Origin of the sequence: Lentzea albidocapillata subsp. violacea (genome assembly GCF_900100275.1) — a bacterium.
Taxonomy (GTDB): Bacteria; Actinomycetota; Actinomycetes; order Mycobacteriales; family Pseudonocardiaceae; genus Lentzea; species Lentzea violacea.
The window spans coordinates 275,002-292,709 of the sequence record NZ_FNET01000005.1 but is presented as its reverse complement, the minus strand read 5'-3'; the positions used below and the strand labels follow the sequence as shown (position 1 = coordinate 292,709).

The following is a 17,708-nucleotide window of genomic DNA, read 5'->3' as shown; positions in this document are numbered from 1 at the left end:
GTCGGTATGCAAGCGGAATGCCGGGCGTCGACAGTGAATCGACACCCGGCATTCCGCAGAGCAATATCCGAGTTGTCAGGCCCGGAGATCAGGCACCGAAGAAGACCTCGGCCTCTTCGTAGCGCTCGGTCGGAACCGTCTTGAGCTCGGCCGTCGCCTCCGACAGCTTCACGCGGACGATGTCCGTACCGCGCAGCGCGACCATGGTGCCGAAGTCACCGGCGGCGACGGCGTCGACGGCGTGGAGACCGAAGCGGGTCGCGAGGACGCGGTCGTACGCGGTCGGCGTGCCACCGCGCTGGATGTGGCCGAGGATGGCCGCACGGGACTCCTTGCCGGTGCGGTCCGCGATCTCCTCCGCGAGCCACTGGCCGACGCCACCGAGGCGGACGTGACCGAAGGCGTCGCGCTCACCGGAGTGCAGCACCTCGGCGCCACCCTCGGGGATCGCACCCTCGGCGACGACGATGATCGGGGCGAACTCGCTCTCGAAGCGGCGCTCGACCCAGTCGACGACCTTGTCGACGCTGAACGGGCGCTCCGGGACGAGGATGACGTTCGCGCCACCGGCAAGACCCGAGTGCAGCGCGATCCAGCCCGCGTGCCGGCCCATGACCTCGACGACGAGCGCACGGTGGTGCGACTCGGCCGTGGTACGCAGGCGGTCGATGGCCTCGGTCGCGATGTGGACGGCCGTGTCGAAGCCGAACGTGTAGTCCGTGGCGCCGAGGTCGTTGTCGATCGTCTTCGGCACACCGACGACGCCGATGCCGTCATCGGTGAGGCGCTTGGCGACACCGAGGGTGTCCTCGCCGCCGATCGCGATGATGGCGTCGATCTGGTTCGCCGCGATGGTCTCGCGGATGCGGTCGACACCGCCCTCGACCTTGTAGGGGTTCGTGCGCGACGAGCCCAGGATCGTGCCACCGCGGGTGAGGATCTCCTCGACGTCCGCGAGGTCGATCGACTTGGTGAGGTTCTCGATCGGGCCCTGCCACCCGTTGCGGAACCCGACGATCTCCCAGCCGTGTGCCTTGATGCCCTTGCGGACCACGGCCCGGATCACGGCGTTCAGACCGGGGCAGTCACCACCGCCAGTGAGCACACCGATGCGCATCTGCTTCCCCATCTCTCGTGTTCTGTGTCACGCAGACTGTCACGAGCTGTATCGGTGCAGCAACGCGGGTCTCACTTACCGGACGGGAAAACCGATTTTGAGCCGCTGTTCCTCGATCACCTTCCACCGCACGAGGTTGTGCCGCGCGTCGGCAAGAGCGTCGTGCGCGTCCACCGGAGGGGCCGGCAGCTTGGGGCGGCCGACGTCGTCCCAGCGTTGCCGCAGGTCACGGGTGAACCGGGGCAGCGAGCGCGGCAACGCCGGCATCGCACCCCACAGCTGTGCCAGCGCCACGTGGTCGTAGGCGGCGAACCAGGCCCACAGCTCGATCTCGTCGCGCGCGGCGTTGCGGGCGCCGAGGAAGTCGAGCAGGTCCTCGCGGATGCGCTCGCGGCTGCGCCACGCCTTGTCCGCGGGCGAGGGCAGCTGGTTGAGGACGTTCTGCCGCACCCACGGCCCCGCGCGATCGGGGTCGAACTCGGTGGACACGGCGTAGAACTCGCGGCCTTCCTCGTCGACCACACCGATCGACACGAGGTCGATCGTCAGCCCGTCCTCGATGAACTCACAGTCGTAGAAAAACCGCACCGCGACACCCTAGGGGTGCGGTCAGCTCGCCTTCTTCTCGGGCACCCGGTCGCCCTTCCCGCCCTGTTCCGGCGCGGCGGCGGGCTGCTCCTTGGCCTTCGCCGCGTAGACGTCGACGTACTCCTGGCCGGTGAGCTCCATCAACGCGTACATGATCTCGTCGGTGATCGACCGCAGCACGAACCTGTCGCCCGACAGCCCTTCGTAGCGGGAGAAGTCGAGCGGCTTGCCGATCTTGATACGGATCGGGTGCGGCTTCCACATCCTGGAGCCGATGGGGTTCGCCTTGTCCGTGCCGAACATCGCCACGGGGATGACCGGCGCACCGGACTCCAGCGCGATCCACGCGACGCCGACCTTGCCCTTGTAGAGACGGGCGTCGGGCGACCGCGTGCCCTCGGGGTAGATGCCGAGCAGCTTGCCCTCGCGCACGATCCGCACACCGGTGTCGAGCGCTCCCTGCGCGGCGGACGCGCTGGACCGGTCGATCGGCACCTGGCCGACGCCGGAGAAGAACCACTTCTGCAGCTTGCCCTTGAGCCCCGTGCCGGTGAAGTACTCGATCTTCGCCGGGAACGTGACGCGCCGCGACAGCATCAGCGGCAGGAAGAACGAGTCGGAGACGGCGAGGTGGTTGCTCGCCAGGATGGCTCCGCCGTCCTTCGGGATGTTCTCGGCGCCCTCGATGATCTTCGGCTGGAAGAACAGCCGCAGAATCGGCCCCAGGAGGACGTGCTTCATCAACCAGTACAGCACCTTGGGAAGCGCCTCCCTTAAGACCCCGCGAACCTTGATCCCGACAATCAGCCTACGGAGCCGACCACACCTCACACAACGAGTCCCGAGTTAGTGCGTCACGGCCGTCCGGATACGCGCGACCGGGACATGCCTGGGGAACGTGCCTGCGAACGTGACTGGGCCAACTGCCGTAACCCGCAACACATCCCGCCCGTGCAACGATGAGGGGTCAGAGGGTTGCGGCTTTGTGGAGAGGCTCTGAATGAACGCCCGGCGCGACTCGACCGACGGACCGGAGAACGTCGACGAGCTCTTTGCCGAGATCGTCGCGGGTCTCGAACGGGACGGGGTCGGCAAGGACTGGCTCGACCTCGACGAGGTGAGCCCGGAGACGAACACCGAGACCGGGCACGACGAGCCCGGCCCACGCACCGTCGTGGCGGAGGATCCGGCACCGGACCCCGCCGACGAGCCCGAATCCCGAGATCCGGCCGACGAGGACCACTACGTCCCGCCGGAGCCGCCGCCGTTCCCGGCGCTGCGCGCCTCGACCCTCGCGGCCCTCGGCCTGTTCGTGCTGGGCATCCTGCTGCTGGTCGCGCCCGGCATCTTCGGCCTGCAGTCGCGGATCGGCACACCACTGTCGCTGGTGGCGCTGTGCGCGGGCATCGGCTGGCTGATCCTGCGCATGCGCAACAGCCCTCCGCCGGACTCGGGATGGGACGACGGCGCGCAGGTGTGACGCGTCACGACCCGCTCGGTAACGACGTGATAACGGCCACTCAGGCCTTCAGATAACGATTCGGTCATGCTTACCGTGTCGGGCATGGACCAGATGCAGCACCTGATGATGGCCCGTGCCATGGCGACCCTGAGCAAGAAGGACGCGGCCAAGCGCCGTCGTCCGCGCATCCTGCGCCTGCTCGGCCGCTAGCACCTCAGACCGAGTGTTCGCGGCGAGCGAACAATCCCGACGAGCTCGCCGCGAACGCTCATTTCCTCCTCCGCAGTGCGTCCGGCTTGTGCACTGCGTGGCCGCCCCGGCTTGACCGATGCTTCGCCATCGCCACGTCCGCGCCGCAGCTTTGCAATGGGTCTTTTGCGGACGAAGTCCAAAGAGTCATTGCTAAGACGCAGGTCAGCGGCACCGGCGCAACTGATATATCGGTCGTGACTGATATATCGGTGCGGCGGGCAGGGCTCGCGTCAGGAGCGGCGGGAGTTGTGCTTGGCCATCGATGCGGCCATCTCACGGGCCAGGGTCGCCGCGCCCACGATGCCCGCGTCGTCCCCGAGCTGGGCGGTGCGGATCCGGGCCAGCGGCCGGTGCCCGGCTCCCGTCACCACGGCGGAGTAGCGCTCGCGGGCGTCGTCGAGGAACAGCGGTGCCGAGGTCGACACGCCTCCCCCGATGACGATCACCTCGGGGTCGTAGACGTCGGCGACCAGCGCCAGGCCCTCGCCGAGCCAGCGGGCCAGGTCGGCCATCGCCCGCTTGGCCAGCGGATCGCCGTCGCGGGCCGCTCCGGCCACCCGGCGGCCGGTCACCGCGCGGGAGTCGCCTGCCGCCTCGCGGGCCAGCACGGTCGAGACGCCGGGGTGCTTGGCGAGCAGTTCCACGGCGGTCGCGCTCAGGGCCGTGCCACTGCAGTAGCGCTCCCAGCAGCCGTTCTTGCCGCACGGGCAGGGACGGCCGTTCGGGACGACGCGCAGGTGGCCCAGTTCGGGGGCCACGCCGTACGCGCCGCGGAACACCTCGCCGTTGAGCAGCAGAGCTGCGCCGATGCCCGTGCCGATGGCGACGAGGACGGCGGTCTTGGCGCCTCGGGCCGCGCCAAAGCGGTGTTCGGCGAGGGCGGCGGCGTTCGCGTCGTGTTCCAGCACGACCGGCATGCCCAGGCGGTCGCTCATGCGGTCGGCCACGTCCGCCTGCCGCCACGCCAGGTGGGGCGCGAAACGGACCGTGCGGCGGTCTGAGGCGATGAAGCCCGCCACGGCGAGACCGACGGCGCTCACGGCGTGGCGGCTCGCCACCTCCTCCACGGCGGCGACGATCGCGTCTTCGAGGGCGCGTTCACCGGCGGGCGTGGGGGCGCGCGAGGTGTCCAGGACCGAGCCGCGCGGGTCCACGACACCCGCGCGAACGCTGGTGCCGCCGATGTCCACTCCGACCGTGAGCACTAGTCGGACTTCCTGACGACCTTGATGTGCTGCACGCGCTGCCCTGCGTCGGCAGCCGGTTCGTCGCCGGCAGGCGGTGAGGGCTGCGCGGTGCCGGGCTCGCGCAGGGCCGCCCGCAGCACCGCGACGAGGCCCGCCGCGTGTTCGGCGGCCTTCGCGGCCAGTTCGGAACGGTCGCCGCGCAGCAACGCCACGCCGTTGCACAACGGGCACCAGCCGCACGTCTCGGGCGTGTGCGAGCCGTCGCCGGCCTCGGAGACGCGCTGCAGCCACGGCTGCATGCGCTCGGCGGCCGTGTCGATGAGCAGCCGCAGCTCCTCGGCGAGCTTGCCGGTGTTGTCCTGGGTCATCTACGAGCTCCTGATCAGCGCCACAGGGACGGGTCCGGCCGGAATCCCACCGTCACGCCACCCGAGTCCATCTCCGCGCCGGTGACGATGCAGCGCCGCAACAACGACGGCAGCGCCACGAGCCGGCGCCGACCATCGACGGTCAGCGCCAGGTCGTCGCTCACGCGCGCGAGGTCCAGCTCCGTGTCGTCGGACAGCGGCAACGCGATCCGCAGCGAGTATCGGGCGTCGAGTCCCCGCCCGCTGCCCGACACCTCCAGCAACGACTCCGACACCGCGGCGCCCGGCAGCGGGTCCGAATCGCCGTAGAGCTGCTCGGCGACCTCCAGCAGTGCCGGCACGCCCACGGGCTCCGACGCGCGGTGGTCGACCGTGCGGATCTCACCGATCCCGGTCAGTTCGGCCAGCACGGCGTCCTGCTCGTGCCGGCGGGTCCTCAGCCAGGAGGCGGCGGCACCGCGCGCGGCACCCGGCGAGGGCACCACGCGGTTCGCGATCACGCTGTCGACCCGGATTCCCTGCAGCGCCAACGCGGTCAGCGTACGGCGGGTCTCGGCGGCGACGACGCGTTCGGGCGTCAGCACGAGCCGGACCGAGCACGACGAGGAGTCCGCGAGCATCGAGCGCAACGCGTCCAGCCGCTCGGCGAGGCGGCTCAGCGCGTCGGCCGTCGCGTCCCACTTCTCGACGGTCCCGGTGCCCGCGACGCCCGCGAGGAGTCCGCGCACCACACGCCGGTGGGTGGGGAAGAGCCGTTCGAGATAGCCCGCGAACGCCTCGGGCAGCGACAGCAGCCGCAACGTCTCCGCGGTCGGCCCGCAGTCGACGACCACGACCTCCCACGGCCCGGACGCCGCGAGCCGCCGCACCTCCGCCAGCGCGAGGAGTTCCTCGACGCCCGGCAGCACGGTCAGTTCCTCGGCGTCGAGCTCGTCGACGCCGGCGCCGGCCAGCACGGTCCGCAGGTGCCCGCGCAGCTCGCCCCACGCCTCGTCGACGAGGCCGCGCGGGTCGATCTGGCAGGCGAACAGGCCGGCCGAGCCGTCCACTTCGGACGGTTCGGCGCCGAGACGCACGTCGAGCGCGTCGCCCAGCGAGTGCGCGGGATCGGTGGAGACCACGAGCGCCTTGCGGCCGTGCGCGGCCAGTGAGGCCGCGGTCGCCGCCGACAGCGTCGTCTTGCCGACCCCGCCCTTGCCGGTGAAGAGCAGGACCCGGCTCAAGCCGCCTTCTCCGCGCGCTTCTTGAGCTCCTTGAGCGCGGTGTCGAGGATCATCTTCTCGGCCTTGCGGCGGAACAGCCCGATCATCGGGATGACCAGCTGCACCGACAGCGTGTAGGTGACCTTGGTGCCGGTGCCGGACGGCGAGAGCACGTAGCTGCCCTGCTGCGCCTTCTGCATGGTGCCCTTGACGAGTTCCCACTTCACCGACAGACCGTCGGCGGCCCAGTCGTACTTCAGCGTGTACTCGTCCTTCACGGGCCCCTGGTCGATCGCGAACCGCACCTGCTCGGCACGGCCGTCGTCGCGGGTGTCGAGGACCTCGACTTCCTTCATCCCGTTCGCCCAGTCCGGGTACGACGGGAAGTCCGCGATGATCGCCATGATCTTCTCAGGCGGAGCGTCGATGACGATGGACTGAGTGGACTCGTCGGCCATAGACGTGGAGGTTACTCGCGTGGCTACCAATTCAGGACGTGAGGCTTGCCGCTGCGCTGGAAGTGCCCGACGTTGACGCACTCGGTGTAGCCGACGCGCACGCGCCGGGCCAGCGGCTGGTGCACGTGGCCGAACACCGACCAGCGCGGACGTTCCCGCCGGATCTTCTCCAGTGCGGCCCGTGATCCCCATTCGGGACGGCGCGCGACGACGTCGTAGGTCAGTTCCGGGACAAGGGGCGGGATGTGCGTGCACAGCACGTCGACCTGCCCCATCCGGTCCAGCGCCGACGCCATGTCGTCCTCCGTGCGCAGGTAAGGGAACCACGGCGCGTTGGGGTTGCGGACCAGTCCGGGCACCATCAGCCCGCCGCCGGCGAAGCCGAACCTCAGCCCGCCGATCTCCGCGGCCTCACCGTCGAGGACGTGCACGCCGGCGCCGGCGAACTGTGGCCACAGGTGCGGACTGTCCACATTGCCCGGTGTGACGTACGTCGGCGCGGACATGGCGCCGAACAACGCGTGGTACTGCTCCAGCACCGCTTCCTCCACCACGGAACGGGCGTCGGCGAGACCGTCCCACAGCGACCGGATGTAGCTCGCCGTGTCCGCGCGCCTGGTGCCGCGCCTCAGCTCGGCGAAGATCCCGACCTTCTCGGCGCCGAAGACGCGGCCGAGGATCCCCTTGGAATGGTCGTGGTAGTCGACGAAGTCGATCAGGTCGCCGAGCACGACGAGAGCGTCCGCACCGTCACCGGCGCGCGCGAGCGCCTCCGCGTTGCCGTGCACATCGGAAACCACGTGAACCCGCACGGCTCCAACTTAGTTGACGCCGCATGGAGGTGGTTTGTGAGACGCGCGTCAAGCAAGATCACCCTTGCGGCGGGCAGCCGGCCGGACGACCGTCCTCCAGAGTCAGCTTGAGCCCCAGCGAGACGGACTTCGCGTCGAGCTGACGCCGTTGCACCTCGCGGAGGGCGTTGCGGGGCGTGAGCGACCCTGAGTGCGAGTCAGCACGGAGGAAGTAGTGCAGCACAGTGCCGTCGAGCACGGGCTCGAGCCAGACCTCCATCGTGCCGACGAGCGCGCCTCCGACCGTCCAGCGCAGGCCCTCTTCGCCCCTGTCGGCGTAGACGTCCAGCTCCAGATCCGGCCAGAACTCCCTCCACGAGGAGGGCGAGGCGAAGGCGGCGGCGACCACTCTGGGTGGTACCGCGAGGAAAGTCTCGTCGACGACGTCCACGCTGGCCATGAGGACAAAAGGTAACGGAAGGGCGTACCAGCCTTTGTATCGCCGGAATCACACGCTAGGTTTCCCCACCAGTAACATTTCACCGTACGGAGGTTGACGTGCGCGAGTTCAGCGTCCCCGCCACGGCCGCAGTGGCTCCGGAGGAAAACCTCACCGACATGGTGTGGGCCAATGCGGAGCGCTTCGGCAACGCCGTCAGCTTCCGCAGGCAGATCGACGGCACCTGGGTCGACATCACCGCGCGTGATTTCGCAGCGCAGGTCATGGCCGTCGCGAAAGGCCTGGTAGCAGCCGGTCTGGAGCTCGGCGACCGGGTCGGCCTGGTCTCCAAGACCCGCTACGAGTGGTCGTTGCTCGACTTCGCCATCTGGGCGGCGGGCGGCGTCGTGGTGCCCATCTACGAGACGTCGTCGGCGGACCAGATCGAGTGGATCCTGTCCGACTCGGGCGCGGCGGCGGTGTTCGTCGAGGCGTCCTCGCACCGCGCGATGGTCGACGACGTCGTCGGCAAGCTGCCCGAGCTGCGCCACGTGTGGCAGATCGACGGAGCGGCCGCCGCGGTCGACGAACTGACCGCGCTCGGTGCCGAGATCACCGACGAGCAGGTGCACGAGCGCCGCGGGCAGGTGAAGGCGGAGCACACGGCGACGCTGGTCTACACGTCCGGCACCACCGGCCGTCCCAAGGGCTGCACGCTGACGCACCGCAACCTGCTGTCCGAGGTGCGGTCGGCGCTGTCGCGGTTCCCGGAGATCCTCACGGCCGGCAACTCGCTGCTGCTGTTCCTGCCGCTGGCGCACATCCTGGCGCGTGCTCTGGCGCTCGCGTGCGTGTACTCGCGGGCGACCGTGGGCCACACGGCGGACGTGAAGGACCTCGTCGCGGACCTCGGCCAGTTCCGCCCGACGTTCGTCGTCGCGGTGCCGCGCGTGTTCGAGAAGGTCTACAACGGCGCCAAGCAGAAGGCGCACGCCGGCGGCAAGGGCAAGATCTTCGACGCCGCCGAGGCCACGTCGGTCGCGTACAGCACGGCGCTGGACAACGGCGGTCCCGGCCTCGGCCTGCGGATCAAGCACGCGGTGTTCGACAAGCTGGTGTTCACGAAGCTGCGCGCCGCCCTGGGTGGTCGCGCGATCGCGGCGGTCTCCGGTGGCGCGCCGCTGGGTGCCCGGCTGTCGCACTTCTTCCGCGGCGCGGGCATCCCGGTCTACGAGGGCTACGGCCTGACCGAGACGTCGGCGGCGGCGTGCGTGACGTTCCGGGGCCAGGAGAAGGTCGGCACGGTCGGCCTGCCGGTGCCCGGCACGTCGGTGAAGATCGCCGAGGACGGCGAGATCCTCATCAAGGGCGACATCGTGTTCACCGGTTACTGGAACAACGAGGCCGCCACCAAGGAGGCCTTGGAGGACGGCTGGTTCCACACCGGTGACATCGGCGAGCTCGACGGCGACGGGTTCCTGAAGATCACGGGCCGCAAGAAGGAGATCATCGTCACCGCCGGTGGCAAGAACGTCTCCCCGGCGCAGCTCGAGGACCGGATCCGGGCGCACCCGCTGATCTCGCAGTGCATGGTCGTCGGCGACAAGCAGCCGTTCATCGGCGCGCTGATCACGATCGACCCGGAGTTCTTCCCGTCGTGGAAGGAGTCGCACGGCAAGCCGGCGTCGGCCGAGGTCCCCGACCTGATCGAGGACGCGGACCTGCTGGCGGAGATCCAGGCCGTGGTGGACGACGCGAACAAGTCGGTGTCCCAGGCCGAGGCGATCCGCAGGTTCCGGGTGCTGCCGGTCGACTTCACCGAGGCGGGCGGCGAGATGACGCCGTCGCTGAAGCTGAAGCGCTCCGTCGTGGCGACGACCTTCGCGTCCGACATCGACGCGATCTACGCGAAGTAACCGCAGGTAGAAAGCGCGAAAGGCCCAGGAGCCAGAGAGTGCTCCTGGGCCTTTCGACCCCCAGCGATCGTGATCCGCGGAGACTTCCGCAGAACCCGAGAAGTGTGTTGCCCCGGCCCCCCGACCGGGACATGAAGAAGATTGCCGGATGGCGCTGACGTATCGCTGACGCGCCGATGTCACTCGGCGACAGCGCGCTAATAGGCTGTGAGACAGACGGGGTAGATCTGGCTCGCACGAGGGGTTGGCGATGGCTTCGGGTCCGCAGTTCCGGCTGCTCGGCCCGTTGGAAGTACGCCTGGGGGGCTCCGCCGTCGTGTTGCGGGCGGGCAAGCACCGGGCGTTGCTGGCGGCGTTGCTGCTGCGGCCGAACCGCGTCGTTCCCGTGACGGAACTCGTCGAGCACGTGTGGGGGGACACACCGCCCGCGCGCACGCGTGGGACGTTGCAGACGTACGTGATGCGGTTGCGGGCGGCGCTGGGTGATCCGTCGCTGATCCAGACGGCCGCGGACGGCTATCGGATGCGGGTGGACCCGCTGGCCGTGGACGCCCATCGTTTCGCTGACGCGGCGGCTCGCGGACGTGCGGCCGCGTCGTCATCCGACCTGGTCACGGCACGTTCGGCGTTCGCAGAGGCGTTGGAGTTGTGGCGCGGGCCGGTGCTGTCGGACGTGCCTTCGGAGACGTTGTACTCGGAGCATGCGCCGCGGCTGACCGAGTTGCTGATGAGGGTGCACGAGCAGCGGATCGACGTGGAGCTCGCGCTGGGCAACCACGCGGACCTGGTGCCGGAGCTGTTCGGGCTGACGCGGGACCACCCGTTGCGGGAGCGGTTCTGGGCGCAGCTGATGCTCGCTCTGTACCGCGGCAGCAGGCAGGCGGAGGCGCTGGAGGCGTTCCGGCAGCTCGATCGGACGCTGGACGAGCAGCTGGGCATCGACCCGTCGGACGAGCTGCGGTCGTTGCATCAGGCGATCCTGATGGGGGCGCCGGAGCTGGCGGCGCCGGTGGTGGCGCGGGAACCGGAACGCGCGCCGTCGTCGCCGATGCGGCTGCCGGACGACATCGCGGACTTCACCGGGCGGTCCTGGCACGTGGAGCGGGTCTCCGGGTTGATCGCCGGCGGGTCGGTGCCGATCGTGACGCTCGCGGGGCAGCCGGGCGTGGGCAAGACGACGCTGGCGGTGCACGTGGCGCACCTGCTGCGGGACCGGTTCCCGGACGGGCAGCTCTACGTCGACCTGCGCGGGTACGCGCTGGGGGCGCCCGCGGACGGGGTGGACGTGCTGTCGCGGTTCCTGCGGGCGCTGGGCGTGCCGCCGGACGAGATCCCGCCGGACGCGGACGAGCAGAGCACGATGCTGCGGTCGTTGCTGTCGGGGCGGCGGATGCTGCTGGTGCTGGACAACGCCTCCGCGCCGGACCAGGTGCGGCCGTTGCTGCCGGGGACGGCGTCGTGCCGGGTGATCGTGACATCGCGGGACGACCTGCGCGGGCTGATCGCGATGAACGGCGCGCGGACCGTGCCGGTGGACGTGTTCCCGGCGGCGGAGTCGGCGTCGTTGCTGGAGAAGCTGCTCGGGCCGGGTGATCACGCGGAGCTGGCGGCGCGGTGCGGGCACCTGCCGCTGGCGTTGCGGGTGGCGGCGGCGTACCTGGCCGGACGCGACGGCGTGACGATCTCCGGTTCGCCGATCGAGCTGGCCTATGCCGCGCTGCCTCCCGCGCCGCAGCGGTTGTTCCGGCTGTTGTCGCTGGTGCCGGGGCCGGACTTCACGCCGGAGGCCGCGTCCGCGCTGGCCGACGTGGACGCCGACGGGCTGCTGGCGGTGCTGGCGATCGCCCGGCTGGTGGTGTCCCCGGTTCCCGGCCGCTACCGGTTCCACGACGAACTGGTCCGCTACGCCGCCACGGTGCGGGAGGAGGCGGACAGCCCGTCCGAGCAGCAGGCGTCGTGGACGGCGCTGCTCGACCACTACCTGCGCGGTGTCGAGCGCTGCGCCGAGCTGCTCTACCCCGGGATCGTGCGGCTGCCGTCGTCGCCCACGGGCCCGGCACCGCGGATCTCGACGTCGGCCGAGGCCCTCGTGTGGCTCGACGCGGAACGCCCGAACCTGATCGCCGCCATCCGGCACGCGGCCGAGCACGGCCCGGTGGTGATGGCCTGGCAACTGGCGGACGCCCTGCGCGGCTACCTCTGGATCGGCCAGCACGTCGGCGAATGGCTCGCGACGGCGCACCACGGCCTGCAGGCCGCCCAGAAGTCCGCGCACCGCGCGGCCGAGGCGGCGATGCACGCGAACCTCGGCACCCTCTACCTGCGGCTGGGCGAGTACACGCGGTCCGTCGAGCACCACGACCACGCCATCGAGCTGTACCGGGCCCTGGGCGACAAGGACGCCGAAGCGGGCGCGCTGAACAACCTCAGCCTCGTGCACCGCCGTTCGGGAGACCTGGTCGCCGCGAAGGACGCCCTGGTCCGCTGCCTGGAGATGCTGCGCTCGGCGCCGGCGGACAGTGTCAGCACCGGCCTGTACAACCTCGGCCAGCTCGCCGTGGAACTCGGCGAGATCGACAGCGCGGTCGAGCACTTCTCGCAGGCGCTGACCCTGGCGCCGAACGCCGACAGCCACACCTACCTCGGCATGGCGCTCCGCCTGCAGGGCCGTCTCGACGAAGCCCGCGCCCACCTCGAACGCGCCCTGGAGATCGGCAACGTCCCCGCCGGCGAGTCCGAGGCCCTGGAGAACCTCGCCGCCCTGGAACTCGCCTCCGGCAACACCGGCGCGGCCCTGTCCCTGGCCTCGCGCGCGCTGTCCCTCGTGGCCGACGGGGGCGACCAGCAGGTGGCGACGTCGGTCCGGATCACGCTCGGCGAGACCCGTCGCGCGCTGTCCGACTTCGACGCGGCCGCCGAACTGTTCGAGCAGGCCCTGACGACGGCCCGGCGGATCGGCTTCGCCTCGGGTGAGGTCCGCGCGCTGATCAACCTGGCCGTGGTGCTGCGGGATCTCGACCGTCCCGCCGATTCTCGCTCCGCCGCCGACCAGGCCGCGCGGCGCAGCGCCGAACTGGGATTGCGCGCTTTGGAGAACCGGGCCCGCGAACTCGCCTGACCCTTTCCTGAATCCACTAAATCACCCAGCGATATGCCATATATCGCTTCGTCGGATGACAACGTTGTCTTAGCGCGTGCGCACTTCACACAGGGTTCCTGATATCCAATATATCGGATATCAGGAAGCACCCCACCTGCATGAAGCCGCAACACGTCGTGCACACAGGCTGTCGACGGGACGGCATGGTGTGCGTCAACAACGACCATGTCGACTGTTTACAACTGACATGCCAAAAGAATGCATCTGACAGCGGAAACCACACCCGATATATCGGCCAGCAGATGTCAACATCAAACAGTCGCTTGCGAGCGCGATATATCAGATATTGGATTTCGGTCAGCCGATGAGGTTCTCGAGGCGGTGTGCGAGCTGGTCCCAGCGCCAGTGGTCGCTGACCCACTCGCGGCCGGCGCGCCCCATCTTGGCCGCCGTCTCGGGATCGGCGAGCAGCGAGGCGATCCGCGCGGCGACGTTCTCGACGTCGAGGCCGTCGACGACGTTGCCGGTGATGCCGTCCCGCACGGTCTCCGGGGCGCCGCCGGACCGTCCGGCCACCACGGGCAGCCCGGCCGCGGAGGCTTCGAGGTAGACGATGCCGAGCCCTTCGACGTCGAGGCCGCGGCCGCGCGTGCGGCAGGGCATCGCGAAGACGTCGCCGGCGTTGTAGTGCGCGGGCAGTTCCTCCCACGGCACCGAGCCGGTCAGCACGATGTCGCGGGAACCGGCGGCCATCTTCTCGAGCGTCTTGCGGTACGGCCCGCCGCCGACGATCAGCAGTGCGGCGTCCGGTACCGAGCGCTGGATGAGCGGCAGCGCGCGGATCAGGACGTCCTGGCCCTTGCGCGGCACCAGGCGCGACACGCACACGATCACCGGCCGGTCACCCAGCCCGTACCGGCGGCGCATCTCGGCACGCGCGGCAGGATCGGGGCGGTACTGCTCGGTGTCCACACCGGACGGGAGGTGCTCCAGCGCCGCCACCGGCCCGAACGCCGCCGAGAACCGGGAGCGGGTGTAGCGGCTGACATAGGTCACGACGTCCACTCCGGACCCGATCGCCCGCAGCGCCTGCCGCGCCACCGGCAGCATCGACCAGCCGACCTCATGCCCGTGCGTGGACGCCACCGCACGGCTCAGACCGAGTGACGGCGCCAGCAACGCCAGCGGTGCCGCCGCCCCGAACCACGCTGCCTCGCACGACTCGGCACGGGCGATGTCGCGCGCGCGGGCGAGGACGTCCGGCGTCGGCAGCATCAGTGACGTGGGGTGCCGCACCACCGGGAACGGCTGCTCGGCGTCGAACTCCTCCGCGCCCTTCCACTTCGGCGCGTAGACGACGAGCGAGTCCGCGGGCAGGCGTGTCGCCAAAGCGTGCAGGTAGGACTGGATGCCACCGGGGCGGGGCGGGAAGTCGTTGGTCACCAGCAAGGTTCGGCGCACGAACTCAACGCTATCCGATGCTCGTTTTCAGGAACTCGCGCCAGGCCGCCACGTCGATGACACCAGCGTCCACTGCGGACAAGGATGCGTGCCGCAGGAAGAAGTCCACGACACCCCGCTCCCCCAGCCTCGACTGGAGGTAGACCATGATCGAGTACGCCTGCTGGTACGCGAGATCACGCCCCGAGCCGCCGAAGTCGACCGGCAACGCCGAGACGTCCGATTTCAGCAGCGGCGCGGCCTGACGAAGCGACAGCCCCGTGCCGTGGAACGCCACCCAGTCCGCGAACCCCTCGACCAGCCAGAGCGGGGCCGAGTCCGCAGTCAGGTCGCGCGTCGCGACGTGCGTGATCTCGTGCCTCAGCAGCACGCTCAACTCCACGTCCGACAACGCCGACGCGCGCACCCGGTTGATGACGACGCGCTGCCCGGAACCGTCCCTGATCGCGACCCCGGCCATGTCCGCGAACGCGGGCCCGACGAGCGACACGAGCTCGGTGTCCGACGCCGGAACGACGACGTCGACCCGGCGAACCCAGCTGATATCCAATATATCGGCGACGTCGCGCACCGAGGAGTCGAGCAACCCCGATACCCGCGACGCCAGCGCGCCATCACAAGAACTGCTGCTCACAGTGCCGGACGCAGTCGTCAGCACCGCCTCATTGCAATGGGTTGTTGCGGTCGGCTGCAACTCAACGGGCCGTAGTGCAACGCTGACGCCCAGCAGGAACGTCATGGCGACGGTGACCGCCAGCAACGTCCGGAGGTGCTTCACCGGCGCAACGCTAGCCCTCGATGCGCCGAATCACCGCGATGGGCCCGATGGTGTCGATCGGTGCGATCTTCACCGGCTGGCCCTCGGTGGAGGCGTGCACCGCCCGTGCGTTGTCGACCGCCATGGCCACGTGCGAACGGCTCGAGTAGTAGATGATCAGGTCGCCCGCGCGAACCTCGCCACGCGACACCGCGCGCCCGACTCCGGCCTGTCCGCCCGACGTACGCGGAATCGTGAAGCCCGCGGCCGCATAGGCCTTCATCGTCAGTCCAGCGCAGTCCCACCGCTCAGGCCCGGTGCCGCCGTACTGGTAGTCGTCCCCGCGCTGCCCCAGCGCGAACGTGAGGGCGAGACCCGCCACTCCGGAAGGCACGCTGACCTGCGAGCGGTCGCCGGGGTCGCGCAGCTGGTTCACGACGGGGGCGGGCAGCCGCGTCAGCGCCGTCCGCACCTGGTTGATCTGCGCCTGCAGCGCCTGGTTGCGCGCGTCCAGGTCACTCTTCAGCTTCTCGGCCGCCGCAGTGGTCTCCGCGGCACGCGCCCGCGCGCTCTCCGCCACCTGATGTGCCTGACGGGCCTTCTCCACCGCGGCGGACAGCCGCGCGAGCGACTCCGCCTTGTCGGAGGCGAGCACCCGCATCATCTCGAGGCGGTTCAGGAAGTCCTGCTGCGAGTCCGCGACGAGCAGCGCCGACAGCTGGTTGAACCGCGCCCCCTCGAACGACGCCTGGGCGATGAGGTCGACCTGCCCCTGGTAGTCGCCCTCGTCGCGCTTGGCCTGCCGCTCGATCTGCTGCGCCGCCACCACTGTCGCGGTCGCGCGGTCGAGCTCGGCCTTGCGCTGGACGAGGTCTTCCTGAGCGCGGAGGACTTCCTCGTTGAGCTTCGTCGCCTGTGCTGTCAGCTCCGCGTACGCACGCGCGGGATCGGTCGGCTGCGCGGCCGAGGACACGGCCGGAGCGACCGGGAGGAGCAGCAGGAGAACCAGGAAACCACGGGTGAAGTTGCGCGACATGAGGTCGCCGATCCCCCTCGCCAGAACAAGACCGCCAAGATCGACGGCGTCAGGCTACCGGGTGATCAAACACGCCCGAGACGGGCCAGCAACACAGCGGACGGCACCGGGTGCGCGCCACGACGGCGCACCGAATCCGCGACCGCTCGGTCCGACGTCACCACCACCACGGGCCGTCCCTCGGGCTCCGCCGTGACCAGTGCGCGAATTACGTCATCGGCCAGAACACCGGGGTCGCTGAAGAGCACGCGCACGCCGCGAGGGGCAGCCGCGGGCACGGCCACCACCCCAGCGCCGTCGAACACCAGCGTCACCTCTGCACCCGTGCGCGCGGCCAGCACCGCCAGCTGGTGCACCAGCCGATCTCGTTGATCCGACAGCGACAGCTCCGGATAGCCGGTCTTCGTGACGTTGTAGCCGTCCACCACCAGGTGCACCACGGGCAACGCCAGCAGCCGGTCCAGAGCCGCGGGGTCCTCCACCCGGCCCACGACCCCCTGCGACGCGCTGGCGCCCCGCACGAGATCGGCGGGACGCGGGCCGGCGCCTTCTCCCAGAGCCAGCTCGCGACGCAGTCCCGTCACGGCGCCGTCGAGGGTGTCCACGAGCAGCGCGAGCCGCACCTCGTCGGCCTGCCGGGCCTCCCGTGCGGACTGCCGGGCCACCTCGGCGTCGGCGATCGCCCGCTGCGCCTTGCCACGTTCGGTCTCGGCGCGTTCGCGCTCCCGGTCGCGTTCGGCGGACAGGCGCTTCACCTCGTCCGCGGTGCGCTCCTGGATCTTGTGCACCTCGGCGGCCGCGGCCTCGGCGGCGTCCTTGGCCTCGCGCAGCTTCACGCCCTGCTCGCGCAACCGCTTGCGCAGGCGTTCCAGCTCGACCTCGGCATCCGCGCGGACGCGTTCGGCGGCGCCGTCGAGCTGGCTACGCTCGGACCGCAGCCGTTCCAGCTCGCTTTCCAGCCGTTCCGCGCGCACTACGGCCGCGTCCCGTTCGGCTCGCAGCGTCGCGTCGCCCACCCGGCGCGTCACCAGCTCCACGTAGTGCAGCGCGACCTCGTCACCGGTCAGCACCGCCGCTGCGGCCGCCGTCACCGGATCCGGCGAGGTCACCTCGAGCGTCGACGGCCTGTTCTTGCGCAGCCACTCGACCACGGCGGTGCGGAAGTTCGCGGAGTCCCGCAGGCCGGCCACGACCTGCGCGCCGCCCAGACGGGCGCGTTTGGTCGGGGCGAACTTCGCCACCGGCCGCAGGTGCTGGGGCACGTCGACCTTCGCCATCTCGCCCAGCGCGTCCGCCCCCAGCTCCGCGAGCCTCACCCGCAACGGCTCCGGCAGGGCCGACCAGTCCACAGAGGATTCGACAGTGGAATCATCCGCGGACTCACCTGCGTCATCGGCAGGCTGGTCGAACTCGGGCTCGGGCATCGGGTCGGGCACCCCATCAGGCTAGAGCCCCGGCACTCGATCAACGCACGGACGTGTCCGCCCTTGGCAACAACGATCTGGAAAAGATCACCTGATCACCACTCCAATGGAGCAACCGCAGGTCAGAGCACCACCGAAGATCAGCTCAAA

At 70.1% G+C, this 17,708-nt stretch carries 16 protein-coding genes; 3 read left to right on the top strand and 13 right to left on the bottom strand.

What is annotated here, in order from left to right; genetic code table 11:
• Positions 1-88 precede the first annotated feature (88 nt).
• From BLR21_RS14425 to BLR21_RS14415, 3 genes are all read right to left on the bottom strand, one after another.
• Positions 89-1,117, bottom strand: coding sequence for a 6-phosphofructokinase (locus tag BLR21_RS14425; protein WP_090006471.1), 1,029 nt, complete (start codon positions 1,115-1,117; stop codon positions 89-91).
• A gap of 75 nt (positions 1,118-1,192) precedes the next feature.
• Complete coding sequence (locus BLR21_RS14420) at positions 1,193-1,705, bottom strand: polyadenylate-specific 3'-exoribonuclease AS (protein WP_090006336.1); 513 nt, start codon at positions 1,703-1,705, stop codon at positions 1,193-1,195.
• A 21-nt stretch (positions 1,706-1,726) separates the two neighbouring features.
• The gene (locus tag BLR21_RS14415; RefSeq protein WP_090006335.1) at positions 1,727-2,461 is read right to left on the bottom strand and encodes a lysophospholipid acyltransferase family protein; all 735 of its coding nucleotides are present in this window, start codon (positions 2,459-2,461) and stop codon (positions 1,727-1,729) included.
• A gap of 244 nt (positions 2,462-2,705) precedes the next feature.
• Here BLR21_RS14415 and BLR21_RS14410 point away from each other — a divergent pair, with 244 nt between their 5' ends.
• Entirely contained in the window at positions 2,706-3,185 is a 480-nt protein-coding gene (locus BLR21_RS14410) for a hypothetical protein (protein ID WP_090006334.1), read from the top strand.
• A gap of 464 nt (positions 3,186-3,649) precedes the next feature.
• Here the strand turns inward: BLR21_RS14410 and BLR21_RS14405 are convergent, their stop codons facing one another.
• Genes BLR21_RS14405 through BLR21_RS14380 form a run of 6 tightly spaced genes read right to left on the bottom strand, consistent with a single transcriptional unit; the run spans position 3,650 to position 7,885 of the window.
• Complete coding sequence (locus BLR21_RS14405; RefSeq protein WP_218130877.1) at positions 3,650-4,609, bottom strand: ROK family glucokinase; 960 nt, start codon at positions 4,607-4,609, stop codon at positions 3,650-3,652.
• A gap of 14 nt (positions 4,610-4,623) precedes the next feature.
• A complete protein-coding gene (locus tag BLR21_RS14400; RefSeq protein WP_090006332.1) occupies positions 4,624-4,974 on the bottom strand; it encodes a hypothetical protein in 351 nt (116 codons plus the stop codon).
• Positions 4,975-4,988: 14 nt separating this feature from the next.
• Positions 4,989-6,197, bottom strand: coding sequence for an ArsA family ATPase (locus tag BLR21_RS14395; protein ID WP_090006331.1), 1,209 nt, complete (start codon positions 6,195-6,197; stop codon positions 4,989-4,991).
• On the bottom strand, positions 6,194-6,634 hold the full coding sequence (locus BLR21_RS14390) for an SRPBCC family protein (RefSeq protein ID WP_030474630.1): 441 nt from the start codon (positions 6,632-6,634) through the stop codon (positions 6,194-6,196). The genes BLR21_RS14395 and BLR21_RS14390 overlap by 4 nt, the downstream gene beginning before the upstream one ends.
• Positions 6,635-6,657: 23 nt before the next feature.
• Positions 6,658-7,446 (bottom strand): metallophosphoesterase family protein, encoded by a 789-nt coding sequence (locus BLR21_RS14385; protein WP_090006330.1) that lies wholly within the window; start codon positions 7,444-7,446, stop codon positions 6,658-6,660.
• A 58-nt stretch (positions 7,447-7,504) separates the two neighbouring features.
• Positions 7,505-7,885, bottom strand: coding sequence for a polyketide cyclase / dehydrase and lipid transport (locus BLR21_RS14380; RefSeq protein WP_090006329.1), 381 nt, complete (start codon positions 7,883-7,885; stop codon positions 7,505-7,507).
• Between the two features lie 98 nt (positions 7,886-7,983).
• Here BLR21_RS14380 and BLR21_RS14375 point away from each other — a divergent pair, with 98 nt between their 5' ends.
• A complete protein-coding gene (locus tag BLR21_RS14375; protein ID WP_090006328.1) occupies positions 7,984-9,780 on the top strand; it encodes an AMP-dependent synthetase/ligase in 1,797 nt (598 codons plus the stop codon).
• A 250-nt stretch (positions 9,781-10,030) separates the two neighbouring features.
• Entirely contained in the window at positions 10,031-12,898 is a 2,868-nt protein-coding gene (locus BLR21_RS14370) for an AfsR/SARP family transcriptional regulator (protein WP_090006327.1), read from the top strand.
• Between the two features lie 339 nt (positions 12,899-13,237).
• On the opposite strand, the gene BLR21_RS14365 is transcribed toward BLR21_RS14370, so the two are convergent.
• The 4 genes from BLR21_RS14365 to BLR21_RS14350 all read right to left on the bottom strand — a co-directional run bounded on the left by BLR21_RS14365 (position 13,238) and on the right by BLR21_RS14350 (position 17,558).
• Positions 13,238-14,341, bottom strand: a complete 1,104-nt coding sequence (locus BLR21_RS14365; RefSeq protein ID WP_090006326.1) for a glycosyltransferase family 4 protein — start codon at positions 14,339-14,341, stop codon at positions 13,238-13,240.
• A 10-nt stretch (positions 14,342-14,351) separates the two neighbouring features.
• Positions 14,352-15,119 carry a basic secretory protein-like protein gene (locus tag BLR21_RS14360; RefSeq protein WP_090006325.1) on the bottom strand — a complete coding sequence of 256 codons (768 nt, stop codon included), beginning with the start codon at positions 15,117-15,119 and terminating at the stop codon, positions 14,352-14,354.
• Positions 15,120-15,129: 10 nt separating this feature from the next.
• On the bottom strand, positions 15,130-16,134 hold the full coding sequence (locus BLR21_RS14355) for a C40 family peptidase (RefSeq protein WP_090006324.1): 1,005 nt from the start codon (positions 16,132-16,134) through the stop codon (positions 15,130-15,132).
• 65 nt (positions 16,135-16,199) lie between these two features.
• A complete protein-coding gene (locus BLR21_RS14350; RefSeq protein ID WP_090006470.1) occupies positions 16,200-17,558 on the bottom strand; it encodes an NYN domain-containing protein in 1,359 nt (452 codons plus the stop codon).
• Positions 17,559-17,708: the final 150 nt, after the last annotated feature.